We start from the raw sequence: 26,523 nt of genomic DNA on the forward strand, positions 1-26,523 counted from the left end.
TTAACGCGGCAATTTCAGGTTGTTCCACACCGCCAGGCTCGGCTCAGCCTGGTTCAGCGTGTAGAAATGCAGCCCTGGAGCGCCACCTTGCAGCAGGCGTTCGCACATCTGGGTGATGACTTGCTCGCCAAAGCCTTGAATGCTTTGGGTGTCGTCGCCGTAGGCTTCCAGTTGCTTGCGGATCCAGCGCGGGATTTCCGCACCGCAAGCGTCGGAAAAACGCGCCAGCTTGCTGTAGTTGGTGATCGGCATGATCCCCGGCACGATCGGGATGTTCACACCCTTGGCCTGTACACGCTCGACGAAGTAGAAATAACTGTCGGCGTTGAAGAAGTACTGGGTGATCGCACTGTTGGCGCCGGCGTTAGCCTTGCGCACGAAGTTGTTGAGATCGTCTTCAAAGTTGCGCGCTTGCGGATGCATCTCCGGGTAAGCGGCGACTTCGATGTGGAAATGATCGCCGGTTTCTTCACGAATGAATTCAACCAGGTCATTGGCGTGACGCATCTCGCCGCTGGCCATGCCCATGCCCGAGGGCAGGTCACCGCGAAGCGCAACGATACGCTTGATGCCGGCTGCCTTGTACTGGCTCAGCAAGCCGCGCAGGTCGTCCTTGCTATCGCCCACGCAAGACAGATGCGGTGCGGCAGGGACTTTGACTTCGCTTTCAAGCTGCAACACGGTGTTGAGGGTGCGATCACGGGTCGAACCGCCAGCGCCGTAGGTGCAGGAGAAGAAGTCGGGATTGAAGGTCGCCAGGTGACGGGCAGTGGCGATCAGTTTTTCATGCCCAGCATCGGTCTTTGTCGGGAAGAATTCGAAACTGTAGCGACGGTCTTGGGACATGGTCATATCCTTGGAAACACGTAAGCCGGACGCTTGCACATCCCAATGTGGGAGCGGGCTTGCTCGCGAAGGCGGTGGGTCAGACGACATTAATGTTGAATGTTAAACCGCCTTCGCGAGCAAGCCCGCTCCCACAAGGGAGAGCAGGCAGCAGGACCAATCAGTAGCGGTAAGCGTGCGGCTTGAACGGGCCTTCGACGGTCACGCCGATGTAGTCAGCCTGTTGCTTGGTCAGTTGAGTGACCACGCCACCGAAACCGCGGACCATTTCCAGGGCCACTTCTTCGTCGAGTTTCTTCGGCAGTACTTCAACGGTCAGACGCTCGGCTTTCTGGGCTGGCGACAGGTCGGCGTACTTCTGGCCGAACAGGAAGATCTGCGCCAGAACCTGGTTGGCGAACGAACCGTCCATGATGCGGCTTGGGTGGCCAGTGGCGTTGCCCAGGTTAACCAGACGGCCTTCGGCCAGCAGGATCAGGTAGTCGTCGTTCTGAGCGTCGAAAGCGCCCGGACCGGTGCGGTGAACCTTGTGAACCTGTGGCTTCACTTCTTCCCATGCCCAGTTCTTGCGCATGAAAGCGGTATCGATTTCGTTGTCGAAGTGACCGATGTTGCAGACCACAGCGCGCTTCTTCAGGGCTTTGAGCATGTTTGCGTCGCAAACATTGACGTTGCCGGTGGTGGTCACGATCAGGTCGATCTTGCCCAGCAGCGCTTTGTCGATGCTGGCTTCGGTACCGTTGTTGATACCGTCGATGAACGGCGAAACCAGTTCGAAACCGTCCATGCAGGCTTGCATGGCGCAGATCGGGTCGACTTCGGACACTTTAACGATCATGCCTTCCTGACGCAGGGACTGGGCCGAGCCCTTGCCCACGTCACCGTAACCGATGACCAGCGCTTGCTTGCCGGACAGCAGGTGGTCGGTACCGCGCTTGATCGCGTCGTTCAGGCTGTGACGGCAGCCGTACTTGTTGTCGTTCTTGCTCTTGGTCACCGAGTCGTTGACGTTGATGGCCGGGATTTTCAGCTCGCCCTTGGCCAGCATGTCCAGCAGACGGTGAACGCCGGTGGTGGTTTCTTCAGTGACGCCGTGGACGCGGTCCAGGATTGCCGGGTATTTCTTGTGCAGCAGCTCGGTCAGGTCGCCGCCGTCGTCGAGGATCATGTTGGCATCCCAAGGCGCGCCATCTTTCAGGATGGTTTGCTCCAGGCACCACTCGTACTCTTCTTCAGTCTCGCCTTTCCAGGCGAAAACCGGGATGCCGGCAGCAGCGATAGCGGCAGCGGCCTGGTCTTGAGTCGAGAAAATGTTGCAGGACGACCAACGCACTTCGGCACCCAGGGCAACCAGGGTTTCGATCAGCACGGCAGTCTGAATTGTCATGTGGATGCAGCCGAGAATCTTCGCGCCTTTGAGCGGCTGCTCGGCGGAGTATTTGCGGCGCAGACCCATCAGGGCTGGCATTTCGGATTCGGCGATGATGGTTTCGCGACGGCCCCAGGCAGCCAGGGACATGTCGGCGACTTTGTAATCGTTAAAATCTACAGGCGTGATAACAGCGCTCATGATGAGCCTCCATTCGTAATGTATGCGAATGGGCGCCGTTGTGCGTTTAGTGTCTGGCCGTGGCCAGTCAACGCCCCATCCGAGCCTGACAGGTCGAACCTGCTGCAGCGCCCCTCGGACAGGTGGCGGGAAAACGGTAGCAAGTGAACATTACCGTTTTGAAACGGGGGCGATTATAGCGGGCTATGCTGATCTTCCAAAGCGTTTCTGTTGGTCAATGCCCGAACGGTAATCGAGACCATAGTCGATGCGTAATAGAGCTCTAGTCCGGGCTCTGCCATGATGGCCGGCATCAATCGGCAAGACGGTCAGGAGTGAGTATGAATTTCCACACCCGTAAATGGGTAAAACCCGAAGACCTCAACCCCAACGGCACGCTGTTCGGCGGCAGCCTGTTGCGCTGGATCGACGAAGAAGCGGCGATCTACGCCATCGTCCAGTTGGGCAATCAGCGTGTGGTCACCAAGTACATTTCCGAAATCAACTTTGTCAGCGCTTCGCGTCAGGGCGACATCATCGAGCTGGGCATCACCGCCACCGAGTTCGGTCGCACCTCGATCACGCTGACTTGCGAAGTGCGCAACAAGATCACCCGCAAGAGCATCCTGACGGTAGAGAAGATGGTTTTCGTGAACCTGGGCGAAGACGGCCTGCCCGCGCCGCACGGCCGAACCGAGATCAGGTACGTCAAAGACCAGTTCAAGGATGATGACATCGGCGAGTGATTGCCGCTCTGTGGCGAGGGAGCTTGCTCCCGCTCGGCTGCGAAGCAGTCGTAAGCCGACAGTGAAGTCTGTCTGAAAGAACCCGATGGCAGGTTTTAGGGCCGCTTCGCGCCCCGACGGGAGCAAGCTCCCTCGCCACAGGGTTTGCTTCGTTTCGCCGGGTAGTGAACAGCCCCGAACCCCACGTGTCGTAATTAAACGACCCACCACTGGTTCAGGAGTTTTATGGACACGCCCCAAGACGGCAAGACCCCGGACCTCTCGGCGCAAGAACAGCGCGAGGTCGACAAGAACCAGCCACCGCGCGCGGCGGTGCTGCACGAAATCATTCGCACCCAAGGTGATAAGGAACTCGAGCGCAGCGTTGCGGCGCTGTGGTGGTCGGCCCTGGCTGCGGGCTTGACCATGGGCTTGTCGCTGATGGGCATGGGGCTGCTCAACTCGCGTCTGCCGGACGGTGAAGGCTTCAAGGTGATCGCCAGTTTCGGTTACTGCGCAGGTTTTCTCGCTGTGATTCTCGCCCGTCAGCAACTCTTCACCGAGAACACCCTGACTGCGGTATTGCCGATCATGAGCAAGCCTACGCTGGGTAATTTCGGTCGGTTGCTTCGGCTGTGGTCGGTCGTGCTGGTGGGTAACCTCTGCGGCACCTTGCTGGTGGCGTATGTGATGCTGCATCTGCCGATTTTCGACACCAAGACCGATCTGGCCTTCCTCGACATCGGGCGCAAGGTCATGGAGAACGACGCGAGCAAAATGTTCGCCAAAGGCATCATCTCCGGCTGGATGATCGCCACCATGGTCTGGATGATCCCGTCCATGGAAAGCGCCAAGATGTGGATCATCATCCTCATCACCTATTTCATGGCGCTGGGAGATTTCACCCACATCGTGGTCGGATCGGTCGAGGTCTCGTATCTGGTATTTGCCGGCGAGTTGCCCTGGAAGGATTTCTGGCTGGTGTTCGCAGGACCCACGCTGGTGGGGAACATCATCGGCGGCAGTTTTATCTTCGCACTGATCAGTCACGCGCAGATTCGCAGTGAAAGCGGACCGCCGAAGACCTCTGCGCAGCGGAACCAGGAGCCCGAACCGCAGAAGATCAAAAAATGAAGTACCTGATGCCAGTCAGTTTAAGGCGCGAAACCTGTGGGATTGCGCTTAACTGACTTAGCCGGACACATTGACCGCGACAGCATTGCGACGCTGCAGGTAGATGAAAAACAACGTCGTCAGCACCGTCAACCCGCTGACCAGTGCGCCGGTCCACGGCAAGTCCGCCAGGTCCGCGCCACTGGCCACAACCAGCCCGCCAATCCACGCACCGGCTGCGTTGCCGAGATTGAATGCGCTTTGATTCAACGTCGACCCGAGGTTCGGCGCTTCATGAGCCTGATCGATGATCAGCAATTGCAGGATCGGGCACAGCGCAAACGCGAAGATGCCCCACAACACCAGCGTGATCGCCGCCGGGATCACTGAGTGGCTGGTCTGACTGAAAGCGGCCAGCACGACAACCACCGCCAGTGCCATACCCACCAGAGAAGGCAGCAAGCGACTGTCCGCCAACCGGCCGCCGAGCATGCTGCCCGCCGTCAGACCGACCCCGAACAACAGCAACATGATCGTCACGCCATGCGGGCTGACACCGGTGATGTCTTGCAGGATCGGCGCGATATAGGTGAACACGCTGAACAGACTGGTGGACGCCAACACGCTCATGCCCAGCGCCAGCAGCACGTTGACCTTGCCCAGCACTTTGAACTCGCTGGCCAGGTTGGCCTTGTCCATGGGGATTTCCTTGGGCAGCCAGACCCACTGAGCGATGGCCGCAATCACACCAATCACCGACACGGCCCAAAACGTCGAGCGCCAGCCAGCGTATTGCCCCAGCGCGGTGCCCAATGGAACGCCCAGCACGTTGGCCAGCGTCAGGCCGGTGAACATCATGGCAATCGCCTGGGCTCGTTTGTTCGGTGCCACCAAACCGGCGGCGACCACTGAACCGATGCCGAAAAACGCGCCGTGGCACAGCGCCGTGATCACCCGCGCGGCCATCAAAGTGGCGTAGTTCGGCGCCAGGGCGCAGAGGATATTGCCGAGAATGAACATCAGCGTCATGCCCAGCAATGTGGCTTTGCGCGGCATGTTGGCGGTCCCGACCGCGAGGATCGGCGCGCCGAACACCACGCCCAAGGCGTAACCGGTTATGAGCAGCCCCGCGTGAGGAATGCTCACGGCGAGGTCGCGGGCGACATCGGGCAGCAAGCCCATGATGACGAATTCAGTGGTGCCGATGCCGAAGGCGGCAACAGCCAGTGCAAGCAAGGCGAGTGGCATGCGCAAGGTCTCTGTCGGTAGTCTTGACGCTTTGATCAGGCATACGCAGGCCGACGACCGTTCTCGGTGAGAGCGGGCAGAGGCAGGAATTATTGGAATTAGTGTGTGCGCAACTGAGTGCGGCGTGGTCGCTTGCAGTATAAACAGCTGCGGACATATGGCGAATCAATTCTCTGCTCCGCCCATGTAGGAGCTGCCGAAGGCTGCGGGGTGGGTGGTGGGGGGGAATAAGGAGTGTGCCGTGCTTGCGACGGTTCTGGTGTTGGTGGCGGCGCTGTTGCACGCGGCGTGGAATACCCTGATCAAATTCAGCGCGGAGCGGCTGTTGGTGGTGGCCTGCATGGACAGCGTGGCGCTGCTGTTTGTCGCCCTGATGCTGCCCTTCGTGGCGCTGCCGCCACTGGAGATGTGGCCGTGGATTCTCGCGTCAGCGGCATTTGAGTTGCTCTATCGCTACCTGTTGATCCAGGCCTATCGGGTCGGCGATCTCGGCCTGGTCTATCCGTTGATGCGTGGACTGTCGCCGCTGGTGGTGCTGGCACTGACGCTGATCTTCGCCGGGGAAGTGCTGACGGCTCAGCAGATCTTCGGCATTTTGCTGATCCCGCTCGGCATGTTGTGCCTGCTCTGGCAGGGCGGTGGCGGGGTGCGTCTGCCGTGGTCGATGCTGCCGGTGGTGGCGCTGATCGGGTTGTGCATCGGTTGTTACACCTTCATCGATGGCCAGGCCCTGCGGCGCTGGTCCCATCCTTTGGATTACCTGGTTTGGGTCACATTACTCAGTGCCTGGCCGTTCCCATTGCTGGCGCTGGTGCGCAAGCGCCCGGTGTTCATGCTGTTCTGGCGCGAGCAGTGGCGGTTGGGCTTGGCGGTCGGGTTTTGCGTGCTGTTCAGCTACGCTCTGGTGCTGTGGGCAATGCAGCTCGGCTCGATTGCTGAAGCCGCGGCGCTGCGCGAAATCAGTGTGATTCTGGTGGTGCTGTTTGGGATGCGCTATCTGAAAGAACCTTTCGGCAAGCCCCGGCTCTTAGCCTGTGGGCTGGTGCTGATCGGCATGTTGGTGATGAAGTTTTAGTCACCCTTGATGGAACTCGACTCTCTATAACTTGAAAGAAGGGACTGCGTTATGACGGTTGCTCTGTGGTGCATTTTGATTGCGATCTGCTTGCCATATCTATGCACAGGCGTCGCCAAGTTCAGCGGCGGCAAGTTCGGGCTGAAAGAGAATCACGATCCGCGGGCGTTTCTGGATTCGCTTGAAGGGGTGGCCAGGCGTGCGCATTCGGCGCAGTTGAACAGCTTCGAAGTGACACCGGCGTTTGCGGCGGCGGTGATCGTCGCGCACCTGGCCGGTAATGCTGATCTGGTGACGATCAATGTGCTGGCGGTGTTGTTTATCACCAGTCGGCTGCTCTACATCATTTGCTATCTGGCGGACTGGGCGATTCTGCGGTCGTTGGTGTGGGCCATTGGAGTGGGGTTGATTGTCAGTTTCTTTGTGGTGTCGGTTTAAAGGCAAGATCAAAAGATCGCAGCCTTCGCCAGCTCCTACATTGACCCCTGTAGGAGCTGGCGAAGCCTGCGATCTTTTGCTTTTAAAGTGTGTCAGCCACCTGCGGCACTTGCGGCAACGCCGCTCCTTTTGGCCAAAGCATCCAGATCTGCCCCTGCTGTTTCATGTCGCCGGCCAATTGCCCGGCCGCATCCCCCGTGCCCCAGAACAGGTCCGCGCGGACCTCGCCGGCAATCGCGCCGCCAGTATCTTGCGCGGCCACCGGACGGACCAGTGCGCTGCCATCCGGGCGTGTGGTCGATAACCACAACAGGCTGCCGAGCGGAATCACCTTGCGGTCCACCGCAGCGCTATAACCTGCGGTCAGCGGGACATTCAGCGAGCCGCGCGGTCCTTCGTTGCTGTCGGGGTTGCGGGTAAAGAACACGTAGCTGGGGTTGCTGCCGAGCAGTTCGGGAATGCGCGTCGGATTAGCCTTGGCCCAAGTGCTGATAGCACCCATGGTCACGTCTTCTTTCTTCAGCTCACCCTGGTCCACCAGCCAGCGGCCGATGGGTCGATAGGGGTGGCCGTTCTGGTCGGCATAACCAACGCGCAACTGACGACCGTCATCAAGCTGGATGCGACCCGAACCCTGGATTTGCAAAAACTGCAGGTTCATCGGGTCGGTCAGCCAGGCAATCACCGGCGCCTTCACGCCTTTGGTTTCAATGGTTGCCGCATCGTCGTACGGCTTGAGTACGCGACCTTCGAGTCGTCCGCGCAGGCGTTTGCCTTTGAGTTCCGGATAGATACTGTCCAGCGAGACGATGATCATGTCCTCGGGCACACCGTACACCGGGATGTTGGCTTCCTCGGTCTGGGTCAGGCTGCCGGGATACACCGGTTCGTAGTAACCGGTAATCAGGCCGTTGGGGTTGTCATTGGCGGCACGCAGGCCATAGACGTCCAGGTTCTGTTTGAGGAAACCGCGGATGTCATTGGCGGTTGGCTGCACATTGGCGGAAGCCGCACAGGTGCCGCCCCAGACCGGGTCGGCCTTGAGCCGGGTACAAGCGCTGCGCCACGAGCCGAAGCCGGCGACGAGGTCGTTGTCGGACACTGCCGGAAGCGCTTCCCAGGTGGCGCTGGAGTAGGTCGCCAGTGCGTGGGTTTTCGGTTTGCTGCTGTCGCCGCCGGTGCAACCTGCCAGTACGGCCACCATCGGAAGGGTCCAGGCCAGATTGTGACGCCATGCCTTGAAACGGCTGTTCATGGAGTAATTCCTTTGCCGGCTGCCTGAGTGCTCCATGCGCTCAAACAACCCGTATTGATAATAGGGCTATTGGTCTTTGCCGGTGACGCGAGGATACTGGCCGCCGTTTCCAGTGACCTGAAGCCACCATGATTCTTAAAAGACTTTCTGTTGTATTGCTGGCCTGCCTGACCTTGTCCGCCTGCGGTGGTGTCGACCCGAACTCGCCGCTTGGTCAGCGCAAGGCGATCTTCAAGCAGATGCTCAAGACCGGCGAAGACCTGGGCGGTATGTTGCGTGGGCGTATTCCGTTCGATGGCCCGAAATTCGTCGACGGCGCCGTGAAACTTGATGCCTTGTCCCATGAGCCGTGGAAACATTTCCCGCAAGTGCGCGAAGAGGATCACACCAGCGCCAAGGATGATGTCTGGCAGAAGCAGGCACGTTTCCAGGAGCTGGCCCGCACCCTTGAAGGCGCCACCGGTGAACTGGTGATTGCCAGCAAAGTCCAGCCCTACAAGGTCAGCAACCTGGGGCCGGCGGTGCAGAAAGTCGAAGATGCCTGCAGTGCCTGCCATAAAGAGTTTCGGGATCATTGATTGCAGAAGAGATCGCAGCCTTCGGCAACGCCTGCATGGGAGCGCGTACTCCTGCAGGAGCTGCCGAAGGCTGCGATTTTTTGATCTTGAAAGATCATTTATTTATCCAGCTCATCCAGCGCTTCCTGCAACTCCTTGCGTGATTGAGCCAGTTTGTCTTTGCGCTTGTTGATCTTCTCGGCGTCGCCTTTTTTCATCGCCTTCTCGAGGTCGGCCTGACGCGTGCTGACTTCGTGCTTGGCGTCGAGCACCTTGTTTTCCCGTTCCTTCTTCAAGGAAGCGTCGGTGCAATGGGCAGTGACTTCGTTCAGGGCGGTTTCCAGGCCCGCCTGTTGATCGGCGTTGCCGCGGGACTTGGCCAGTTCGATCTGGTTGATGATGCCTTGTTTTTTTGCGGCGCAGCCGGTCAGGCCCGGGGCATCTTCGTCGGCCATTAATGGAGCGGCCATCACGCTGCACAGGGTCAACACGGCAAGCGGTGAAAGAAGTTTCATAAAAGCTCCAGGTGAAAAATTCGATATAGCGATGGGCTGTTTGAGCGCATCGGCCCCTTTGGGTTCCCGGCTCTCAGGCAGGGCTGGCGTCTAGAAACCGTCAATCCCGGCAACACGTAATGTCTCACTCAAGGCCAGGACCTGCGGGTCGCGGAAAAATGCGCTCAATTGCGCTGCGCGCCCCGGGCCGATGCCGGCTTCGGCCTGCCATTGTTCGGTGTTTCGTTGCGCCAGCGCCTGCCATGAATCGGCGAGGCGTGCCTGGCCGATCGGCGGCAAGCCCAAGGCTTTAAGCCAGCGCGCGAATGGGCGTTGCCGGGCGCTGTTGAAACTGTCCAAAAGACGAGCACTGCTGCGCTCACCGAAGCCGTCAATCTTAGCAAGCTCTTGCTCATCAAGGGTCAACCAATCGACCAGGCTGTCGAGGCGTTCGGCCTTGAGCAGTTTCTCCCAGGTGCCCGGCCCGACATGAGGCAAGGCCAGCCCCTGTTTGCCACTGAGCCAGCTCAGACGTGCGAGGAATTGGCTTTCGCATCCGGGTGTGGGCTGCCAGCAGCTTAAAGAATGAAACTCTGCCGCCAGCGGTACATTCAATGCCGGGCGTTCGGTGCTGCGCAATACGACCCCATCGAGCCTGGGGATGGTCAGCCCCGCCAGGCTGATGGCGACCTGATCGCCGGGTCGGATGTCCAGCGCTTCCCAGCGTTGCAGGGAGCTGACACTGACGCGCCTGATCTGCCGGTCGTCGAGCATCACCGGTATCAGATCCAGCACCGGTGTGATCCGGCCGGTTCGTCCAATTTTGAAGTGGACCTTGCGCACCTCGGCCAGCGCCTGGGCAAAGGGGTATTTCCAGGCGACGCTCCAGTAAGGCGTTTTCGCCTGCCAGCGCTCGGCCGGTGGGCGTTGGTCCTGGCGCAGCACGACCCCATCGCTGGCAAAGGGCAGGGGCGAGCGATACCAGTGATCGCGCCAGCGTACGGCATCGGCAAATGCCTCGATCGGCTGACTGTAGGGTGCCGTACTCGGGAACCCCAGCTTGTCCAGAGCTGCCACCCGGTCGGGCAGGCTTTTCGGGCCTTGCGGCCAGTCCCAGACAAACAAACCGATACCGGCGGCCTGCTCGGCGCTCAGCGCCTTGCGTGCCATCAACCCGGCCACCGTGGCGCGGGCATTGAGGCTGCCGGCCTCGGCTTGTACGTGTTCGGTCAGGCGCCAATAGAGTTCGCCTTGCAGCAGCAAGTCCAGCGACTGCGAAAGTTTTTGAGGGATGGCGGCGATCTGGCGTGCCGAGGCAGTCCAGTCCTGGCCGTTTACCCCGTCCCCCCGACTGATCGCCCGGTGCAACCAGCCATTGCGATAAATCAACGTCACCGCCACACCGTCAACCTTGGGCTGAATCCACACCTCGCCCCGATCTTTCAGCCAGGCTTCAACGGCGCGCCCATCGCGCAGTTTTTCCAGACCGGTGTGGGCGATGGGGTGAACAACCGTGCCGCCGGCTGTACGCAATGGTTCATCGGAGGGGGCTGAATCAAAACACTCGCGCCATTCGGTCAGCCGCGCGCGGGACTGATCGTAGAGTTCATCGGCGATCAGCGATTGGCCTTCACGGTGGTAGCTATCGTCCCAGCGATCGATTTGCAGTTGCAGGGTGGTGATTTCTTGCTGTGCGCGAACCGGTGGCCAATCGGGGCATTCGGCGGCATTGGCGGTCTGGCTGGCGAAGGTCAGCAGGAAAGCGAAAAACAGGCGCAGGTTGGGCAGCATCGAGAGCGTCCTTGCTCAGTGGGATGCTTGAAGGCTAGTCAGTTTTCGGGTGTGGGTTGCGAGGGTGTAATTCTGGGTGTTTCCAAATGCGAAGATCAAAAAATCGCAGCCTTCGGCAGCTCCTACAGGTGTACGCCAAGGCTGCGATCTTTTGAGCTTTCTCATGAAAAAGCCCCGCACGGCGAACCGTGCGGGGCTTTGGGTACCGCAGGAAAAGTCTTACAGGCCGGCAGCGACACGCAGGTCGTCGGCGCGGTCGGTTTTTTCCCAAGTGAAAGTGGTGAACGTATCGTCGCCCACAGTCTTGGTGGCCGGAGTGCGACCGAAGTGGCCGTACGCAGCGGTTTCCTGGTACATCGGGTGCAGCAGGTCGAGCATGGTGGTGATCGCGTATGGACGCAGGTCGAACACTTCGCGAACCAGTTTGACGATCTTGTCGTCGCTGATTTTACCGGTGCCGAAGGTGTTCAACGAAATCGACGTAGGCTGAGCAACACCGATCGCGTAGGAAACCTGAATCTCGCAACGCTCGGCCAGGCCGGCCGCGACGATGTTCTTGGCCACGTAACGACCGGCGTAGGCCGCCGAACGGTCTACTTTCGATGGATCCTTGCCGGAGAACGCGCCGCCGCCGTGACGGGCCATGCCGCCGTAGCTGTCGACGATGATCTTGCGACCGGTCAGGCCGCAGTCGCCCACCGGGCCACCGATGATGAATTGGCCGGTCGGGTTGATGTGGAACTGGGTGTCTTTGGACAGCAGTTCGGCAGGCAGTACGTGCTTGACGATCAGTTCCATCACGCCTTCGCGCAGGTCTTTGTACGATACGTCAGGGTTGTGCTGGGTCGACAGTACAACGGCGTCGATACCGACAACCTTGCCGCCTTCGTAACGGCAAGTCACTTGCGACTTGGCGTCCGGGCGCAGCCAAGGCAGCAGGCCGGATTTACGGGCTTCAGCCTGGCGTTGAACCAGTTGGTGCGAGAAGGTGATCGGCGCTGGCATCAGCACGTCGGTTTCGTTGCTGGCGTAGCCGAACATCAGGCCCTGGTCGCCGGCGCCCTGGTCTTCAGGCTTGGCACGGTCAACGCCCTGGTTGATGTCGGGGGACTGCTTGCCGATGATGTTCATCACGCCGCAAGTTGCACCGTCGAAGCCGACATTGGAGCTGTTGTAGCCGATGTCGAGAATCACGTTACGGACGATGTCTTCCAGATCGACCCAGGCCGACGTGGTGACTTCACCTGCGATGATTGCAACGCCGGTTTTTACCAGTGTCTCGACCGCTACACGGGCGAATTTGTCTTCAGCAATGATGGCGTCCAGCACCGCATCGGAAATCTGGTCGGCGATTTTGTCCGGATGCCCTTCAGACACGGACTCGGAGGTGAAGAGGGAGTATTCGCTCATCTCGATTTTTTCCTGAATTTACCGATGGTGAGTGTCGCCAGTCGGTCGCTGAAAATGGCGGACCTGAATCTGGAAACCATTACGTAAGCCTACATAGAGGCTTTCCCCGGGAATGAGTCCCGCAGCGGTGGCCCAACGGGCCAGATCGTCCTGTTCAAACCCCAACCACAGATCACCGCAGGCCTCCCTGGCCCAACTCTGGTTGTGGCTACATAACTCTGTCACGAGCAGGCTACCGCCCGGTTGCAGCAAGTCGGCCATGCGCTTGAGTGCTTCGGCCGGCGCGGCGAAATGGTGCAGTACCATGTTCAGTACAACGCAATCAGCCTTGAGGCTTACGCCGTTCAATGCATCGGCCAATTGCAGGCTGACGTTAGCCAGCATTTCACGTTCGCAGACCTGACGGGCCAGATCGAGCATCGCCGGGCTGTTGTCCAGCGCCGTGACTTGAACGAAACGATGCGCCAGCTCCGGCAGAAAACCGCCATCGCCGGGGCCTACTTCGATCGCCGTGGCGCCAGGGCCGAAACTCAGCTTGTCGAGCAGTGCCACCACGCTTTCGCGGTATTGCGTCAGGCCGGCAATCAGGTCTTGCTGGGCGCGAAACTTCTCTGCGACCCGTGAGAAAAAGTCCTGGCTGGCCGCCGCTCGCTGCCCGTGGACCTGACCGATCCGCGACTGAACGTCAGTCGGCAGGGTCAGGTTGTCCACTTCTTCCAGCAGTGCGGCATGCAGCTTGCCGCCCAGCAGATCGGTGTGGGGCAGGGCGCGGCGGTAGAAAATCGCATTGCCTTCACGACGGGTCGCCACCAGATCGGCCTGGGCCAAAACCTTGAGGTGATGACTCATGCCAGACTGGCCAATGCCGAAGATCTGCGCCAGTTCCAGTACGCCGAACGAATCGTTGGCCAGCGCGCGCAATACATTCAGACGCAGAGGATCGCCGCCGGCCTTGCACAGGGCCGCCAGTTCATCGCAATCGTCATGTCGAATGGAAGGCACGCGTAAATTCATAAGGCCAGCAGTCTAGTGACGGTCGGAAATCATCGCAAGAGCAATATCAAAAAGTTTTGATATTGCTCGATAGATGGCACTTTTCAGCGTTAGGTTTAGTCAGCAAACGAACAGCGGAAAGGTTTCATCAGTCGAATACGCTGTTATCCATTGGAAAAACGCCTTCGGATGACTATCTGTCATTGCCCCGAAGGCGGTCGGTGAGGGAAAATGCTCGCCTTTTTTCCGTTTCGTTTTATTAACTCTCGATTCAATATCCGCAGGAGAACAGCGATGCCCAGCCGTCGTGAGCGTGCCAACGCCATTCGTGCCCTCAGCATGGATGCCGTGCAAAAAGCCAACAGCGGCCATCCCGGTGCCCCTATGGGTATGGCGGATATCGCCGAAGTACTTTGGCGTGACTACCTGAAGCACAACCCGAGCAATCCATCGTTCGCCGACCGTGACCGCTTCGTGCTGTCCAACGGTCACGGTTCGATGTTGATCTACTCGCTGCTGCACCTCACCGGCTATGACCTGTCTATCGATGACCTGAAAAACTTCCGCCAGCTGCACAGCCGCACTCCGGGTCACCCGGAATACGGCTACACCCCGGGCGTCGAAACCACCACCGGTCCACTGGGCCAAGGCCTGGCCAACGCCGTGGGTTTCGCGTTGGCGGAAAAAGTCCTGGCGGCGCAGTTCAACCGTCCCGGCCATAACGTCGTTGATCACCACACCTACGTATTCCTGGGTGATGGCTGCATGATGGAAGGCATTTCCCACGAAGTCAGCTCCCTGGCTGGCACCTTGGGCCTGGGTAAACTGATTGCCTTCTACGATGACAACGGCATTTCCATCGACGGCGAAGTCGAAGGCTGGTTCACCGACGACACGCCGAAGCGTTTCGAGGCCTACAACTGGCAGGTGATCCGCAACGTCGACGGTCATGACCCGGAAGAAATCAAGATCGCCATCGACACGGCCCGCAAAAGCGAGCAGCCGACGCTGATCTGCTGCAAGACCACCATCGGTTTCGGTTCGCCGAACAAGCAGGGCAAGGAGGACTGCCACGGTGCCCCGTTGGGTGACGCGGAAATCGCTCTGACCCGTGAAGCACTGAAGTGGAACCACGGCCCGTTCGAAATCCCGGCCAATATTTATGCCGAGTGGGACGCCAAGGAATCCGGTCGCGCTGCCGAAGCCGAGTGGGATCAGCGCTTCGCTGCTTACTCCGCGGCCTTCCCGGAGCTGGCCAACGAACTGATTCGTCGTCTGAGCGGTGATCTGCCAACTGACTTCGCGGAAAAAGCGGCTGCTTACATCGCTGAAGTCGCGGCCAAGGGCGAAACCATCGCCAGCCGTAAAGCCAGCCAGAATGCCCTGAACGCGTTCGGCCCGCTGTTGCCGGAACTGCTGGGCGGTTCGGCTGACCTGGCCGGTTCCAACCTGACCCTGTGGAAAGGTTGCAAAGGCGTCACCGCCGAAGACGCCAGCGGCAACTACATGTACTACGGCGTTCGCGAGTTCGGCATGAGCGCGATCATGAACGGCGTGGCCCTGCACGGTGGTCTGGTGCCGTACGGCGCGACCTTCCTGATGTTCATGGAATACGCCCGCAACGCGGTGCGCATGTCGGCGCTGATGAAGAAGCGCATCATCTATGTGTTCACCCACGACTCCATCGGTCTGGGCGAAGACGGCCCGACTCACCAGCCGATCGAGCAACTGGCCAGCCTGCGCTGCACGCCGAACCTCGATACCTGGCGGCCAGCCGATGCCGTTGAATCGGCAGTGGCCTGGAAATGCGCGCTGGAGCGTGACGACGGTCCGTCGGCACTGATCTTCTCCCGTCAGAACCTGCAGCACCAAACCCGTGATGCCGTGCAGATCGAGTGCATCAATCGCGGCGGCTACGTGCTGAAAGACTGCGCAGGCGAGCCTGAGCTGATCCTGATCGCCACCGGTTCGGAAGTCGGCCTGGCCGTTCAAGCCTTCGACAAACTGACCGAGCAAGGCCGCAAGGTGCGTGTTGTTTCGATGCCGTGCACCAGCGTCTTCGAAGCCCAGGACGCCGGCTACAAGCAAGCGGTTCTGCCATTGCAGGTCAGCGCGCGTATCGCCATCGAAGCTGCTCACGCGGACTACTGGTACAAGTACGTGGGCCTGGAAGGCCGCGTGATCGGCATGACCACCTACGGCGAGTCGGCGCCTGCGCCTGCCTTGTTCGAAGAGTTCGGCTTCACCCTGGAAAACATCCTGGGCCAGGCTGAAGAGCTGCTGGAAGACTAAGTCCGGGTGATGTATTGCCTGTTCTGACGCTATCGCGGGCAAGCCCGCTCCCACAGGGATTTACACCGTCCATGTGGGAGCGGGCTTGCCCGCGATGGCAATAGAACATTCAACGCAACACTGACGGATTCACCACGGTAATCGAGAACCCCATGCCTCAACCGCGTCCTTACAAAGTTGCACTCAACGGCTACGGCCGGATTGGTCGTTGCGTCTTGCGTGCGTTGTTTGAGCGAGGCTCGGCGGCAGGGTTTGAAATTGTCGCGATCAACGATCTGGCCGACATGGCCAGCATTGAATACCTGACACGCTTCGACTCCACACACGGGCGGTTCCCCGGTGAAGTGAGGGTCGAGGGCGATTGTCTGCATATTAAAGGCGACTGCGTGAAGGTCCTGCGCAGTGCCACCCCCGAAGGCATCGATTGGGCGTCACTGGGCGTCGATCTGGTGCTGGAGTGCTCCGGCGCTTACCACACCCGTCAGGATGGCCAGCGCTTCCTCGACGCTGGCGCGCCACGGGTGCTGTTCTCCCAGCCGATGGCCAGCGAGGCGGATGTCGACGCCACCATCGTCTACGGTGTGAACCAGGATTGCCTGACCGGCGATGAGCTGCTGGTATCCAACGCGTCCTGCACCACCAACTGCGGCGTGCCGCTGTTGCGCCTGCTGGATCAGGCCATTGGTCTGGAATACGTGTCGATCACTACCATCCACTCGGCAATGAATGATCAACCGGTCATCGACGCCTATCACCACGAAGACCTGCGCCGCACCCGTTCGGCGTTCCAGTCGGTGATTCCGGTGTCCACTGGTCTGGCGCGAGGCATTGAACGCCTGCTGCCGGAACTTGCCGGGCGAATTCAGGCCAAAGCCGTGCGGGTGCCGACGGTTAACGTGTCCTGCCTCGACATTACGATGCAGACCGTAAGCGATACCGACGCCACCGAGGTCAACCGGATTCTGCGCGAGGCCGCCACCCATGGCCCGCTCAAGGGCCTTCTGGCCTACACCGAGTTGCCTCACGCCAGTTGTGATTTTAATCATGACCCACATTCGGCCATCGTCGATGCCAGTCAGACCCGCGTTTCCGGCCCTCGGCTGGTGAACATCCTGGCCTGGTTCGACAACGAATGGGGTTTTGCCAATCGAATGCTGGACGTTGCAGAACACTATTTGCAAACAGCTGCACCACAACCAAAACCTGCTCTCTAAAACAGCTATCCAGGAAATGCGACCCATGACCGTGTTGAAGATGACCGACCTCGATCTGCAAGGTAAGCGCGTACTGATCCGCGAAGACCTCAACGTCCCAGTCAAGGACGGTGTTGTCACCAGCGATGCGCGAATCCTGGCTTCGCTGCCGACCATCAAGCTGGCCCTGGAAAAAGGCGCGGCCGTGATGGTCTGCTCGCACCTTGGCCGTCCGACCGAAGGCGAGTTCTCGGCCGAAAACAGCCTCAAGCCAGTCGCTGACTACCTGAGCAAAGCCCTGGGCCGCGAAGTGCCGCTGGTGTCCGATTACCTGGGCGGCGTCGACGTGAAAGCCGGCGACATCGTTTTGTTCGAAAACGTGCGCTTCAACAAGGGCGAGAAAAAGAACGCTGACGAACTGGCCAAGCAATACGCGGCCCTGTGCGACGTGTTTGTGATGGACGCCTTCGGCACCGCTCACCGCGCCGAGGGTTCGACCCACGGCGTGGCCAAGTTCGCCAAAGTCGCCGCTGCTGGCCCGCTGCTGGCCGCCGAACTGGATGCACTGGGCAAGGCCCTGGGCGCCCCGGCGCAGCCAATGGCCGCTATCGTTGCCGGTTCCAAAGTGTCGACCAAACTCGACGTGCTCAACAGCCTGAGCCAGATCTGCAACCAGCTGATCGTCGGCGGCGGCATCGCCAACACGTTCCTGGCCGCTGCCGGTCACCCGGTCGGCAAATCCCTGTACGAGCCGGACCTGCTGGACACCGCCCGTGAAATCGCTGCCAAGGTCAGCGTTCCGCTGCCGGTCGACGTGGTGGTTGCCAAGGAATTCGCTGAAAGCGCGACCGCGACCGTCAAGCTGATTGCCGACGTGGCCGCAGACGACATGATCCTGGACATCGGCCCACAGACCGCGGCGAATTTCGCCGAGCTGTTGAAGTCGTCCAAGACCATCCTGTGGAACGGCCCGGTGGGCGTGTTCGAATTCGACCAGTTCGGTAACGGCACCAAAGTGCTGGCCCAGGCCATCGCAGAAAGCTCGGCGTTCTCCATCGCTGGTGGCGGCGACACCCTGGCAGCCATCGATAAATATGGCGTTGCCGAGCAGATCTCCTACATTTCTACCGGCGGCGGCGCGTTCCTCGAATTCGTCGAAGGCAAAGTGCTCCCGGCCGTCGAAGTCCTGGAAAGCCGGGCCAAGGCCTGAGGCCGCGCATTTGACCAGGCAAAGGAGTGTTCACATGGTCAGGACCTTAATGCTGTTGATTGCCGCGGGTATGCTGGCGGCTTGCGGGAGTAACCCGAAAGCCACGCCGGAACCCGCGCCGCAGTCACAGGAAAAAGGCTGCTACCAAGCGGATTGGCAAGCGGAAACCAACCCGGTGATCAACAAGCGCTCCGGGCCCGACGGCCTGGACAAATACGAGACACAGGTCCCGGCCAAGGAACATGGTTGCCCTTGAGGGGTCAGACTCTTTACTCAAGGCGGGCGGCGTGCGCCGTCAGCCGAGGAACACGGATGAAAGGCTTTATCGCCGTTGCGGCATTGGCATTGCTGGCAGGTTGCACCCATTTGAACCTGTTCAACGCTGCCGAGCCAGCGGGCAGCTGGACCACCTGGACCTGCGACAGCCAGGCCAAAGTGCTCTGGCGCTACACTGACATCAACCGCAAGGAAGTCGACGTTCGCCTGGGCGGTGCCGATCAGGTCTACCGCTTGAAGCTTGAACCGGGCGCCGAAGGTTCGCTGTACAGCAACGACATGCTGGCATTTCACGTAAAAGGTGAGGAAGGCCTGGTTTACTGGGTCGCCACCAATGATTTGATTGGCCGCGGTTGTAAAGCCGAGTAATTGAAGGCTTGCGCAAAACCTGTAGGAGCGAAGCTTGCTCGCGAAGAGGTCATCACATTCAACACATGTGGTGTCAGTTAAAGCGCTTTCGCGAGCAAGCTTCGCTCCTACAGGAAATCGTCAGCTGTTAGAGATAGACGCACCACCGAATTCGCAGCCCGGGCCAACCCCCGATCTGCAATAACTTGAATAGCCGCCGCCGCTACGGCAGGCTGGCACGATTAACGACCCTCAACCGGGAGAGACACACACAATGGCACTTATCAGCATGCGCCAGATGCTGGACCACGCAGCCGAGTTCGGCTACGGCGTTCCAGCCTTCAACGTCAACAACCTTGAGCAGATGCGCGCCATCATGGAAGCCGCTGACAAGACTGACTCCCCGGTGATCGTCCAGGCTTCGGCCGGTGCCCGCAAATACGCAGGCGCCCCGTTCCTGCGTCACCTGATCCTGGCCGCCATCGAAGAATTCCCGCACATCCCGGTGTGCATGCACCAGGACCACGGCACCAGCCCTGACGTCTGCCAGCGCTCCATCCAGTTGGGCTTCAGCTCGGTGATGATGGACGGTTCCCTGGGCGAAGACGGCAAGACCCCGACCGACTACGACTACAACGTCCGTGTCACCCAACAAACCGTAGCCATGGCTCACGCCTGCGGCGTATCGGTAGAAGGCGAGCTGGGCTGCCTGGGTTCGCTGGAAACCGGCATGGCCGGTGAAGAAGACGGCATCGGCGCCGAAGGCGTTCTGGATCACAGCCAAATGCTGACCGACCCGGAAGAAGCCGCTGACTTCGTCAAGCGCACCCAGGTCGATGCCCTGGCCATCGCCATCGGCACCAGCCACGGCGCCTACAAGTTCACCAAGCCACCTACCGGCGACGTGCTGGCCATCGACCGCATCAAGGAAATCCACAAACGCATCCCGAACACCCACCTGGTGATGCACGGCTCGTCTTCGGTTCCGCAAGAGTGGCTGGCGATCATCAACCAGTACGGCGGCGACATCAAAGAAACCTACGGCGTACCGGTTGAAGAAATCGTCGAAGGCATCAAGCACGGCGTGCGCAAGGTCAACATCGACACCGACCTGCGCCTGGCCTCCACCGGTGCGATGCGTCGCCTGATGGCTACCAACCCGAGCGAATTCGACCCGCGTAAGTTCTTCGGCGCGACCGTGACCGCGATGCGTGATGTGTGTATCGCACGTTATGAGCAGTTTGGTACGGCGGGTAATGCTTCGAAGATCAAGCCGATCTCGTTGGAAGCGATGTATCAGCGGTATTTGAAGGGTGAGTTGAACGCTAAGGTCAACTAAGCCTTCTGCGTTTGAGTTGCACGAAAAACCCGCCGAGAGGCGGGTTTTTTTGTGGGCTGTGGGCGGATTTTGCGTTACCCCGTGTAGATGAAAGTAAAACCTTGGTTCTTTAGTTATATCGGTTATTTCAAAGATGTATTAAGCACTGTCATTTATTACAGGTGATTGGGTGAGAGATATTACCTATGCTGGTCGTGCTCTCACAGAGGAGCCAATTAAATAGATCGGTTTCCTTTCTCTCTGTTTATATATTGAGGTGGATAATGAAAGTTAAGGAAGATAAGAGCGGTATGAAGGTGGACGGTGAATTCACGGCTACTTTTTACGATAAGTCCGGCAATAAATCAGGAGACTTCAAGGCAGATCGAATTAGTGGGGTAATGGATGGCGATATATTCAATGTAAATGCATACGATAAAGATAATCTTATAAAATTCCAGATTCCGCAGGACTTTGGTATCAAAAAGCACGAATTGACGGACAAAGGTGAATTTTTATTTATGTCTGATCCTGCGGATGCCGAGCGTTGGTACGCTCAGTCGGGATATGTGGATATCGAAAATAATGATGTCGCTGACTATCGAGGTAGTTTTCATGTAAAAAAGCGTTCGGAGGGTGATACGGATAAGTCAGCTATGGAAGGAAGATATCGGCTCGACGTTTCCGCAATCAAGAAAGCGGCAAAGTAAAGGCAGAGTAGCAACCCAAAGGGGACTGATTGATTTAATCGTCCCTTATTCAGTGAGTTGAACGCTAAGGTTAATTAAGCCTGAGCGTTAAACTGCATTGATAAAAACCCGCCGAGAGGCGGGTTTTTATTGGGGGCAAGTTGTTCGCATCAGCCGAGACGCGATTACTCCTTCAATTCGACGTGGTCCAACGCCTGGTTCACCGCCAGTTCGCCGAGCATGACCACTTGGGCGATGCCCAGCAGGGTCTTGCGATGGGAGGTCTCCAGCAGCGCCGCGAAATTGTTGAGCATGGTGGTAGCCGAACCCAATGTTTCGCTGGCGTTGGCCAGCAGGGATTCGGTGTTGTACTTCGGATTGGCCAAGTACATGGGCTCGGGTTCGTTGGTGGTGGCCATGATGTTGGCGGCCGGGTTGAGGTAATGGTCGAGGGCGCGCTCGGCGGCTTCGTGGAATTTTTTTGAGTCGAGTGATTCGTAGGGGGATGCCGGGTCGGTGACCGGCGGATGCGGCGTTGATTTGGTCATTTGCTCGAAACCTGATTGGAGTGCCCCCTCTTTGGCTACTAATCAAAGTGGAGGCAACTGTACGCAGGTTAGTAGACCGGGGTTTCGAGCAGGCCGGCGCACCCGAAGGTGCCCTGCGCACAGTTACCATCAAGCGCAGGAATCGAAATCCCTGACTGACAGATGCTTGTGCACCAAGCTCGAAACCACGGGCTACTAAACCCGATCACTGGAAATCAGTGACGCGAATCAAGTTACCGGTGGGCTTCAAGGCGCACAAGCCGGCGGATTCTGGCGTACCTGTAGGCGGTGACGCAAGCCGTTGTAGGCTTCATGAAGTAACGCTGAGTGTCTTTAAACGTGGGCGTTTAAGTGGGGCCAGATGCCGGTCAGTGAAGAGATGGAGTTGGACATAAAGAATCTGTGGCGAGGGAGCTTGCTCCCGCTGGGGCGCGAAGCGGCCCCCCCAAAAGAGGGACTGCTGCGCAGCCCGACGGGAGCAAGCTCCCTCGCCACAATGGGTGGATTCCTGCGAGGTTTTCGGAGCTGAAGATCAAAAGATCGCAGCCCTCGGCAGCACCTACAGGAGATCGAGTCGCCTCAGGTGTCGTGATCGATATCCAGCTTGCTGAATGTCACTTCCCCGCCTTCGCTGGTGTACCCGGTGTTGTCCTGCACGTAGACGCCGGCCTTGAAGTACAGCGGTTTATCACGCCACATCGCGCTGATGTCGGTGTCCCACTGGTAGCCCGCCGCACTGATGCCCAATGCGCCGCCGGGGCTGAGGTGGATGAGGTAGGAAAATTCCCGATCGAGTTTTATGCCTGTGGCGATGGTGATGACCCGGGCGGTGTCGTCGTCGGGGTGCATGCGGACTTTGGCGACGATGTTTCCGGTCTCGCTGTAGTCTTTATATTGATATTCGAGTTTTACCATCGGCTTTTGGCTTTTGTAGGCGTGGATCTGGCCAATGACGATCTTGCCCGTGCTGGGTACCTTGCTGATCGTAAGGGTCGCCCGCAGAAAGTTGTCCGCGTCGGGGTAGTACCAGTTTTTCAGCGTGCCATTGCTGTAGGTTTCGCGCAGTTCGGTACGGGGGTAAATCGCGTTTTCAGTGCGGGTGCCGGTTACCGGGGCCCAGAAAAACAAGGTGCCGGTGTCGGAGTGGAAGTACTGATCCTTGAAGCCGTCCACCAGTTTGGTTGTTTCAACGGTGTACGGCGGACTGCCGACAGGAACGCTGAGGTTCCAGGTTGCGAGATCGATCATATTCAAGCTTCCACTTTGTTCTGTACGCACGTGCCAGAAGCTCTAGCCCGCGCCTTCGGGCTGTCTTTATAAGCGTAGAACGGTTGTTTGTTAATGCCCGTTTGGCAGATGGTTGACGTCAACATCCTGTCGAAATGCCATCTTTCCCGGTTTACGGGGGCTGTAGGACTGACCGTTAGTCGGCTATATGAAACTTACTGAAGTGATGGCACACCGGTAGCTTCTGCTTTTGTGGATCCAGGTCTAGAGTGAAGTCGCATTATGTGTCCGGTTTTCACAAGAGGCCGGCCTGAGGTCCCGAACAAGAGATGCAGCATGGAATGCGCACAACCTATGCCAGCTGAAGGCAGCTCAATCCTTTTAATTGTTGATGATTACCCCGAAAACCTGATCAGCATGCGCGCGTTGTTACAGCGCCAGGACTGGCAGGTCATCACCGCGGCTTCCGGGTTTGAAGCGCTCAGCCTGTTGCTCGAACACGATGTCGACCTGGTACTGCTGGACGTGCAGATGCCGGGTATGGACGGTTTCGAAGTGGCGCGCCTGATGCGTGGCAGTCAGCGAACCCGCCTCACGCCGATCATTTTCCTTACCGCCAACGAACAATCCCAGGACGCCGTGATCAAGGGCTACGCCAGTGGCGCGGTGGATTACCTGTTCAAACCGTTCGACCCGCAAATTCTCAAACCCAAAGTCCAGGCCCTGCTCGAGCATCAGCGTAATCGCCGTGCCTTGCAGCAGTTGACCCATGACCTGGAAGTCGCCCGTGCCTTCAATGCCTCGGTGCTGGATAACGCCGCCGAAGGCATTCTGGTGGTGGGGGAGGATGGGCTCATTCGCTTTGCCAATCCGGCGATGTCCCGCTTGCTCAATGCCACGGTGCATGAGCTTCAAGGCAAGGAGTTTCTGGATTTCCTGCAAAAACCGCACATCCCGATCTGGGCCGACTCCGAATTGTTTGCCGGCTACAAGCGCGGTGAAACCCTGCGCCTGCACGATGCGTTGCTGCGTACCGCGCCTGGCCAGCAAGTGCCGGTGGCGTTGTCCTGCGCGCCTTTGCCCACCGAACAACATGCCATGGTAGTGACGGTGCTGGACATGTCGGTGGTGCACCATCTGCATCAGCAGCTGGAGTTTCAAGCGGTGACCGATCCACTGACCGGGCTGCTCAATCGCCGGGGTTTCTATCAGACCGTTGAAAACCTGCTGCTGCGCGGCGAACGCTCCGACAGCACGTGGGTGCTGTTGTACCTGGACCTCGACGGCTTCAAGCGGGTCAATGATTCCCTCGGCCACGATGCGGGCGACCGGGTGCTGCGATGGGTGTCCGAGCAGCTGAAGGCGTGTCTGCGGCCCTTCGATATTCTGGCGCGGATGGGTGGCGATGAGTTCACCGCGCTGCTGGATCTTGAGCTCCCCGAGCACGCGGCGAAGATTGCCGAGAAGCTCATCGAGCGGGTGTCGATCTGTCAGCAGATCGAAGGCATGGACATCGCCTTGGGCGCCAGTATCGGCATCGCCACTTATCCCGATTGTGGGGCTAATCTCGACGGGTTAATGCGGGCGTCCGACATTGCCATGTACGAAGCCAAACGCGCGGGGCGTCAGCAATATCGCTTCTACGATCACGAAATGAATGGCCGGGCGCGCTCGCGGCTGATGCTCGAAGAGAGCGTGCGCACGGCCATCGAAAACCGTGATTTCAACCTGGTGTATCAGCCTCAGGTGGCCATTGCCGACGGGCAGATTCGCGGGTTCGAGGCGTTGCTGCGCTGGCAGCATCCGAGTGTTGGCGATGTACCGCCGGGGCTGTTTTTGCCGTTGCTGGAAGAGGCGCGGTTGATCAGTCGCCTGGGCAGCTGGATTTACCATCGTGGGGCCAAACAGCGGAAAGCCTGGGAAACCTTGTTTGCCGAAGATCTGGTGCTGGGCGTCAGTTTGAGCAGCACGCAATTCGGTTTGCCCAACCTGGTCACCGAGCTGCGTCAGGTGCTGGACCGCCATGGTTTGAAACCGCGGCAGCTGGAGGTCGAGGTCACGGAGGAGGCCTTGATGCTTAACCCCGACGAAACCCGCAAGCAGCTGCGTTTGCTGCGCAATTTGGGAGTGCGGGTGGCGCTGGATGACTTTGGCTCCGGGGCTTGTTCGCTGGCGCACCTGCGAGACCTGGAACTGGACACGCTCAAACTCGACCGGCATTTGATCGCCCGGTTGCCGGGGTCCGAACGGGATGCGGCGCTGGCTCGCAGTGTCATCGATTTGTGCAAACAGTTTGGTCTGCTAGTGATCGCTGAAGGGGTGGAGACGGTGGCGCAATATGAATGGCTGCAAGCCAACGGTTGCCAGTATGTGCAGGGGTTTCTGGTCGCGCGACCGTTGATGTCCGAGGACACCCGTCACTTTGTCGAGCCGTTCGACTGGAGCGCGCTGACGAGTTGAATTCGTTACACTGGCGGCCTTTTCGTGACTCGTGTTGCCGCCCCAATGACCGCGTTGAAATACCTCCAGGCCTATCCCGCTACGTTGCAGGACCAGGTGCGACAGCTGATCGCCGAAGGTCGGCTGGGCGACTACCTGAGCCAGCGATATCCGCAAAAGCACGGGGTGCAGAGCGACAAGGCGCTGTACACCTATGCCCTGGACCTCAAGCAGGAATACCTGCGTAATGCCCCGGCGATCGACAAGGTGTTATTCGACAACCGTCTGGACCTGACCCACCGCGCGCTCGGCCTGCATACCGCGATCTCCCGGGTACAGGGCGGCAAGCTCAAGACCAAGAAAGAAATTCGCGTGGCATCGTTGTTCAAGGACGCGCCCTCCGAGTTTCTGAAAATGATCGTAGTGCATGAGTTGGCGCATTTCAAAGAGTCGGATCACAACAAGGCGTTCTACAAGCTGTGCGAACACATGTTGCCGGGGTATCACCAGGTGGAGTTCGATTTGCGGGTGTACCTGACGTGGCGGGATATGCAATAGAAGATCTTCCAATAAGGAGCGCATGGATGGACGTGAGCAAGACCAAAAGCAGCTTCTACCGCCGGTTGTACGTGGCGTACCTGATCGACAGCGGGCTGGCCAGCAGCGTCCCGGCGTTGACCGAAGTCACTGGCATGCCCCGGCGCACGGCCCAGGACACCATCGCGGCATTGGCGGATCTGGATATCGTTTGTGAATTCGAGCAGGAAGAAGGCGCGCGCAACCATGCGGGGCGCTATCGGATTCGCGAGTGGGGGGCGATTGATCGGGGGTGGATCGAGCGCAATCTGCGGCAGATTAAAGCGGTGCTTGAGTATCCCTGAGTATTGCGGCGTCGGTGCTGACGCCATCGCGGGCAAGCCCGCTCCCACAGGGTCCGGGGTGGATTGCAAATGTGTGATCCACTCGCGATCACTGTGGGAGCGAGCTTGCCCGCGAAGAGGCCCTCAGGAACGACGCATCCCGATATGCGGAATGTCATCCTCCAGGTATTCCTCACCCACCACCACAAACCCGTACCGCCCGTAATACCCCTGCAAATGCGCCTGGGCCGAGAGGTAGACCGGCACTTCGGGCCAGCGTTTGGCGGCCTGTTTCAACGCCTGGCTCATCAACTCATGCCCAAGCCCGGTGCCGCGTGCAGCGGGAGCAGTGATCACTCGGCCAATCACCACGTCGCCGCCCTGTAACTCCGGGTCGAGCAAGCGCAGGTAAGCCACCAGACGATCCCCGTCCCAGCCCATCAGATGGCAAGTGTCACCTTCCAGATCCTGGCCGTCGATGTCCTGATAAAGGCATTTCTGCTCGACGATGAACACCGCGGCGCGCAGCTGCAAAATGGCATAAAGCTGCTCTTTACCCAGATCGCTGTGGTGCTTGCAGACCCAATCGATTGTCATCTTCAGATTCCTTGAACAACGTGCTCCGATAC

Annotated in this window: 26 protein-coding genes and 1 riboswitch; of the genes, 15 read left to right on the forward strand and 11 right to left on the reverse strand. The window is 59.0% G+C overall.

Annotated features, from left to right (window positions below):
* The gene (metF, locus tag AB7M26_RS07570; protein ID WP_123500174.1) at positions 1–846 is read right to left on the reverse strand and encodes a methylenetetrahydrofolate reductase [NAD(P)H]; all 846 of its coding nucleotides are present in this window, start codon (positions 844–846) and stop codon (positions 1–3) included.
* Positions 847–1,006: 160 nt separating this feature from the next.
* Positions 1,007–2,416: an adenosylhomocysteinase gene (gene ahcY, locus AB7M26_RS07575; RefSeq protein ID WP_007898042.1), complete on the reverse strand. Its 1,410-nt coding sequence runs from the start codon at positions 2,414–2,416 to the stop codon at positions 1,007–1,009.
* 23 nt (positions 2,417–2,439) lie between these two features.
* Positions 2,440–2,538: riboswitch (S-adenosyl-L-homocysteine riboswitch) on the reverse strand.
* Between the two features lie 198 nt (positions 2,539–2,736).
* On the opposite strand from ahcY, the gene AB7M26_RS07580 reads away from it, so the two are divergent.
* Entirely contained in the window at positions 2,737–3,141 is a 405-nt protein-coding gene (locus AB7M26_RS07580) for an acyl-CoA thioesterase (protein ID WP_038981033.1), read from the forward strand.
* Positions 3,142–3,366: 225 nt separating this feature from the next.
* On the forward strand, positions 3,367–4,254 hold the full coding sequence (locus tag AB7M26_RS07585; RefSeq protein WP_123500172.1) for a formate/nitrite transporter family protein: 888 nt from the start codon (positions 3,367–3,369) through the stop codon (positions 4,252–4,254).
* 57 nt (positions 4,255–4,311) lie between these two features.
* Here the strand turns inward: AB7M26_RS07585 and AB7M26_RS07590 are convergent, their stop codons facing one another.
* Positions 4,312–5,481 carry an MFS transporter gene (locus AB7M26_RS07590; RefSeq protein WP_429388518.1) on the reverse strand — a complete coding sequence of 390 codons (1,170 nt, stop codon included), beginning with the start codon at positions 5,479–5,481 and terminating at the stop codon, positions 4,312–4,314.
* 241 nt (positions 5,482–5,722) lie between these two features.
* Here AB7M26_RS07590 and AB7M26_RS07595 point away from each other — a divergent pair, with 241 nt between their 5' ends.
* Positions 5,723–6,556, forward strand: coding sequence for an EamA family transporter (locus tag AB7M26_RS07595; RefSeq protein ID WP_123500169.1), 834 nt, complete (start codon positions 5,723–5,725; stop codon positions 6,554–6,556).
* Positions 6,557–6,607: 51 nt separating this feature from the next.
* Positions 6,608–6,994, forward strand: coding sequence for an MAPEG family protein (locus tag AB7M26_RS07600; RefSeq protein WP_123500168.1), 387 nt, complete (start codon positions 6,608–6,610; stop codon positions 6,992–6,994).
* An 82-nt stretch (positions 6,995–7,076) separates the two neighbouring features.
* Here AB7M26_RS07600 and mltA read toward each other — a convergent pair whose 3' ends face one another.
* Positions 7,077–8,249 (reverse strand): murein transglycosylase A, encoded by a 1,173-nt coding sequence (gene mltA / locus AB7M26_RS07605; protein WP_123500167.1) that lies wholly within the window; start codon positions 8,247–8,249, stop codon positions 7,077–7,079.
* 128 nt (positions 8,250–8,377) lie between these two features.
* On the opposite strand from mltA, the gene AB7M26_RS07610 reads away from it, so the two are divergent.
* Positions 8,378–8,827: a c-type cytochrome gene (locus AB7M26_RS07610; protein WP_008074839.1), complete on the forward strand. Its 450-nt coding sequence runs from the start codon at positions 8,378–8,380 to the stop codon at positions 8,825–8,827.
* A gap of 98 nt (positions 8,828–8,925) precedes the next feature.
* Here the strand turns inward: AB7M26_RS07610 and AB7M26_RS07615 are convergent, their stop codons facing one another.
* From AB7M26_RS07615 to AB7M26_RS07630, 4 genes are all read right to left on the reverse strand, one after another.
* Positions 8,926–9,321 (reverse strand): DUF1090 domain-containing protein, encoded by a 396-nt coding sequence (locus tag AB7M26_RS07615; protein ID WP_007894925.1) that lies wholly within the window; start codon positions 9,319–9,321, stop codon positions 8,926–8,928.
* A gap of 90 nt (positions 9,322–9,411) precedes the next feature.
* Positions 9,412–11,091 carry an NAD-dependent DNA ligase LigB gene (ligB, locus tag AB7M26_RS07620; RefSeq protein WP_123500166.1) on the reverse strand — a complete coding sequence of 560 codons (1,680 nt, stop codon included), beginning with the start codon at positions 11,089–11,091 and terminating at the stop codon, positions 9,412–9,414.
* Between the two features lie 219 nt (positions 11,092–11,310).
* Entirely contained in the window at positions 11,311–12,501 is a 1,191-nt protein-coding gene (gene metK, locus AB7M26_RS07625) for a methionine adenosyltransferase (protein ID WP_123500165.1), read from the reverse strand.
* 18 nt (positions 12,502–12,519) lie between these two features.
* Positions 12,520–13,515 carry an ArsR/SmtB family transcription factor gene (locus AB7M26_RS07630; protein WP_123500164.1) on the reverse strand — a complete coding sequence of 332 codons (996 nt, stop codon included), beginning with the start codon at positions 13,513–13,515 and terminating at the stop codon, positions 12,520–12,522.
* A gap of 273 nt (positions 13,516–13,788) precedes the next feature.
* Between AB7M26_RS07630 and tkt the strand changes: the two genes are divergently transcribed.
* The 7 genes from tkt (at position 13,789) to AB7M26_RS07665 (ending at position 20,841) form a co-directional block, all read left to right on the forward strand.
* Positions 13,789–15,786 (forward strand): transketolase, encoded by a 1,998-nt coding sequence (tkt, locus tag AB7M26_RS07635; protein WP_123500163.1) that lies wholly within the window; start codon positions 13,789–13,791, stop codon positions 15,784–15,786.
* Positions 15,787–15,938: 152 nt separating this feature from the next.
* On the forward strand, positions 15,939–17,000 hold the full coding sequence (gene epd / locus AB7M26_RS07640; protein ID WP_123500162.1) for an erythrose-4-phosphate dehydrogenase: 1,062 nt from the start codon (positions 15,939–15,941) through the stop codon (positions 16,998–17,000).
* A 25-nt stretch (positions 17,001–17,025) separates the two neighbouring features.
* Positions 17,026–18,189, forward strand: a complete 1,164-nt coding sequence (locus AB7M26_RS07645) for a phosphoglycerate kinase (RefSeq protein ID WP_007894933.1) — start codon at positions 17,026–17,028, stop codon at positions 18,187–18,189.
* A 34-nt stretch (positions 18,190–18,223) separates the two neighbouring features.
* The gene (locus AB7M26_RS07650) at positions 18,224–18,445 is read left to right on the forward strand and encodes a hypothetical protein (protein WP_123500161.1); all 222 of its coding nucleotides are present in this window, start codon (positions 18,224–18,226) and stop codon (positions 18,443–18,445) included.
* Positions 18,446–18,501: 56 nt separating this feature from the next.
* The gene (locus AB7M26_RS07655; protein WP_123500159.1) at positions 18,502–18,834 is read left to right on the forward strand and encodes an MliC family protein; all 333 of its coding nucleotides are present in this window, start codon (positions 18,502–18,504) and stop codon (positions 18,832–18,834) included.
* A 253-nt stretch (positions 18,835–19,087) separates the two neighbouring features.
* The gene (gene fba, locus AB7M26_RS07660; protein WP_007894938.1) at positions 19,088–20,152 is read left to right on the forward strand and encodes a class II fructose-bisphosphate aldolase; all 1,065 of its coding nucleotides are present in this window, start codon (positions 19,088–19,090) and stop codon (positions 20,150–20,152) included.
* Between the two features lie 263 nt (positions 20,153–20,415).
* Positions 20,416–20,841 carry a hypothetical protein gene (locus AB7M26_RS07665; RefSeq protein ID WP_123500156.1) on the forward strand — a complete coding sequence of 142 codons (426 nt, stop codon included), beginning with the start codon at positions 20,416–20,418 and terminating at the stop codon, positions 20,839–20,841.
* A 164-nt stretch (positions 20,842–21,005) separates the two neighbouring features.
* Here AB7M26_RS07665 and AB7M26_RS07670 read toward each other — a convergent pair whose 3' ends face one another.
* Entirely contained in the window at positions 21,006–21,368 is a 363-nt protein-coding gene (locus AB7M26_RS07670; RefSeq protein WP_123500154.1) for a DUF6124 family protein, read from the reverse strand.
* 579 nt (positions 21,369–21,947) lie between these two features.
* Positions 21,948–22,616: a polysaccharide lyase family 7 protein gene (locus AB7M26_RS07675; RefSeq protein ID WP_123500152.1), complete on the reverse strand. Its 669-nt coding sequence runs from the start codon at positions 22,614–22,616 to the stop codon at positions 21,948–21,950.
* 315 nt (positions 22,617–22,931) lie between these two features.
* Between AB7M26_RS07675 and AB7M26_RS07680 the strand changes: the two genes are divergently transcribed.
* The 3 genes from AB7M26_RS07680 to AB7M26_RS07690 are packed head-to-tail and all read left to right on the forward strand — an operon-like array spanning position 22,932 to position 25,915.
* On the forward strand, positions 22,932–25,055 hold the full coding sequence (locus AB7M26_RS07680) for a putative bifunctional diguanylate cyclase/phosphodiesterase (protein WP_123500150.1): 2,124 nt from the start codon (positions 22,932–22,934) through the stop codon (positions 25,053–25,055).
* 45 nt (positions 25,056–25,100) lie between these two features.
* Positions 25,101–25,592: a M48 metallopeptidase family protein gene (locus AB7M26_RS07685; protein WP_123500148.1), complete on the forward strand. Its 492-nt coding sequence runs from the start codon at positions 25,101–25,103 to the stop codon at positions 25,590–25,592.
* 26 nt (positions 25,593–25,618) lie between these two features.
* Positions 25,619–25,915 carry a winged helix-turn-helix domain-containing protein gene (locus AB7M26_RS07690; RefSeq protein ID WP_007894945.1) on the forward strand — a complete coding sequence of 99 codons (297 nt, stop codon included), beginning with the start codon at positions 25,619–25,621 and terminating at the stop codon, positions 25,913–25,915.
* Between the two features lie 123 nt (positions 25,916–26,038).
* Here the strand turns inward: AB7M26_RS07690 and AB7M26_RS07695 are convergent, their stop codons facing one another.
* Entirely contained in the window at positions 26,039–26,491 is a 453-nt protein-coding gene (locus tag AB7M26_RS07695) for a GNAT family N-acetyltransferase (protein WP_123500146.1), read from the reverse strand.
* Positions 26,492–26,523: the final 32 nt, after the last annotated feature.

It is taken from the genome of Pseudomonas sp. F-14 TE3482 (assembly GCF_053629455.1).

What these genes read in the sequence shown, in the direction of transcription:
- metF (WP_123500174.1), bottom strand. Translation starts at nt 846, where the DNA reads ATGTCCCAAGACCGTCGCTACAGTTTCGAATTCTTCCCGACAAAGACC.
- ahcY (WP_007898042.1), bottom strand. Translation starts at nt 2,416, where the DNA reads ATGAGCGCTGTTATCACGCCTGTAGATTTTAACGATTACAAAGTCGCC.
- AB7M26_RS07580 (WP_038981033.1), top strand. Translation starts at nt 2,737, where the DNA reads ATGAATTTCCACACCCGTAAATGGGTAAAACCCGAAGACCTCAACCCC.
- AB7M26_RS07585 (WP_123500172.1), top strand. Translation starts at nt 3,367, where the DNA reads ATGGACACGCCCCAAGACGGCAAGACCCCGGACCTCTCGGCGCAAGAA.
- AB7M26_RS07590 (WP_429388518.1), bottom strand. Translation starts at nt 5,481, where the DNA reads ATGCCACTCGCCTTGCTTGCACTGGCTGTTGCCGCCTTCGGCATCGGC.
- AB7M26_RS07600 (WP_123500168.1), top strand. Translation starts at nt 6,608, where the DNA reads ATGACGGTTGCTCTGTGGTGCATTTTGATTGCGATCTGCTTGCCATAT.
- mltA (WP_123500167.1), bottom strand. Translation starts at nt 8,249, where the DNA reads ATGAACAGCCGTTTCAAGGCATGGCGTCACAATCTGGCCTGGACCCTT.
- AB7M26_RS07610 (WP_008074839.1), top strand. Translation starts at nt 8,378, where the DNA reads ATGATTCTTAAAAGACTTTCTGTTGTATTGCTGGCCTGCCTGACCTTG.
- AB7M26_RS07615 (WP_007894925.1), bottom strand. Translation starts at nt 9,321, where the DNA reads ATGAAACTTCTTTCACCGCTTGCCGTGTTGACCCTGTGCAGCGTGATG.
- ligB (WP_123500166.1), bottom strand. Translation starts at nt 11,091, where the DNA reads ATGCTGCCCAACCTGCGCCTGTTTTTCGCTTTCCTGCTGACCTTCGCC.
- metK (WP_123500165.1), bottom strand. Translation starts at nt 12,501, where the DNA reads ATGAGCGAATACTCCCTCTTCACCTCCGAGTCCGTGTCTGAAGGGCAT.
- AB7M26_RS07630 (WP_123500164.1), bottom strand. Translation starts at nt 13,515, where the DNA reads ATGAATTTACGCGTGCCTTCCATTCGACATGACGATTGCGATGAACTG.
- tkt (WP_123500163.1), top strand. Translation starts at nt 13,789, where the DNA reads ATGCCCAGCCGTCGTGAGCGTGCCAACGCCATTCGTGCCCTCAGCATG.
- epd (WP_123500162.1), top strand. Translation starts at nt 15,939, where the DNA reads ATGCCTCAACCGCGTCCTTACAAAGTTGCACTCAACGGCTACGGCCGG.
- AB7M26_RS07645 (WP_007894933.1), top strand. Translation starts at nt 17,026, where the DNA reads ATGACCGTGTTGAAGATGACCGACCTCGATCTGCAAGGTAAGCGCGTA.
- AB7M26_RS07650 (WP_123500161.1), top strand. Translation starts at nt 18,224, where the DNA reads ATGGTCAGGACCTTAATGCTGTTGATTGCCGCGGGTATGCTGGCGGCT.
- AB7M26_RS07655 (WP_123500159.1), top strand. Translation starts at nt 18,502, where the DNA reads ATGAAAGGCTTTATCGCCGTTGCGGCATTGGCATTGCTGGCAGGTTGC.
- fba (WP_007894938.1), top strand. Translation starts at nt 19,088, where the DNA reads ATGGCACTTATCAGCATGCGCCAGATGCTGGACCACGCAGCCGAGTTC.
- AB7M26_RS07665 (WP_123500156.1), top strand. Translation starts at nt 20,416, where the DNA reads ATGAAAGTTAAGGAAGATAAGAGCGGTATGAAGGTGGACGGTGAATTC.
- AB7M26_RS07670 (WP_123500154.1), bottom strand. Translation starts at nt 21,368, where the DNA reads ATGACCAAATCAACGCCGCATCCGCCGGTCACCGACCCGGCATCCCCC.
- AB7M26_RS07675 (WP_123500152.1), bottom strand. Translation starts at nt 22,616, where the DNA reads ATGATCGATCTCGCAACCTGGAACCTCAGCGTTCCTGTCGGCAGTCCG.
- AB7M26_RS07680 (WP_123500150.1), top strand. Translation starts at nt 22,932, where the DNA reads ATGGAATGCGCACAACCTATGCCAGCTGAAGGCAGCTCAATCCTTTTA.
- AB7M26_RS07685 (WP_123500148.1), top strand. Translation starts at nt 25,101, where the DNA reads ATGACCGCGTTGAAATACCTCCAGGCCTATCCCGCTACGTTGCAGGAC.
- AB7M26_RS07690 (WP_007894945.1), top strand. Translation starts at nt 25,619, where the DNA reads ATGGACGTGAGCAAGACCAAAAGCAGCTTCTACCGCCGGTTGTACGTG.
- AB7M26_RS07695 (WP_123500146.1), bottom strand. Translation starts at nt 26,491, where the DNA reads ATGACAATCGATTGGGTCTGCAAGCACCACAGCGATCTGGGTAAAGAG.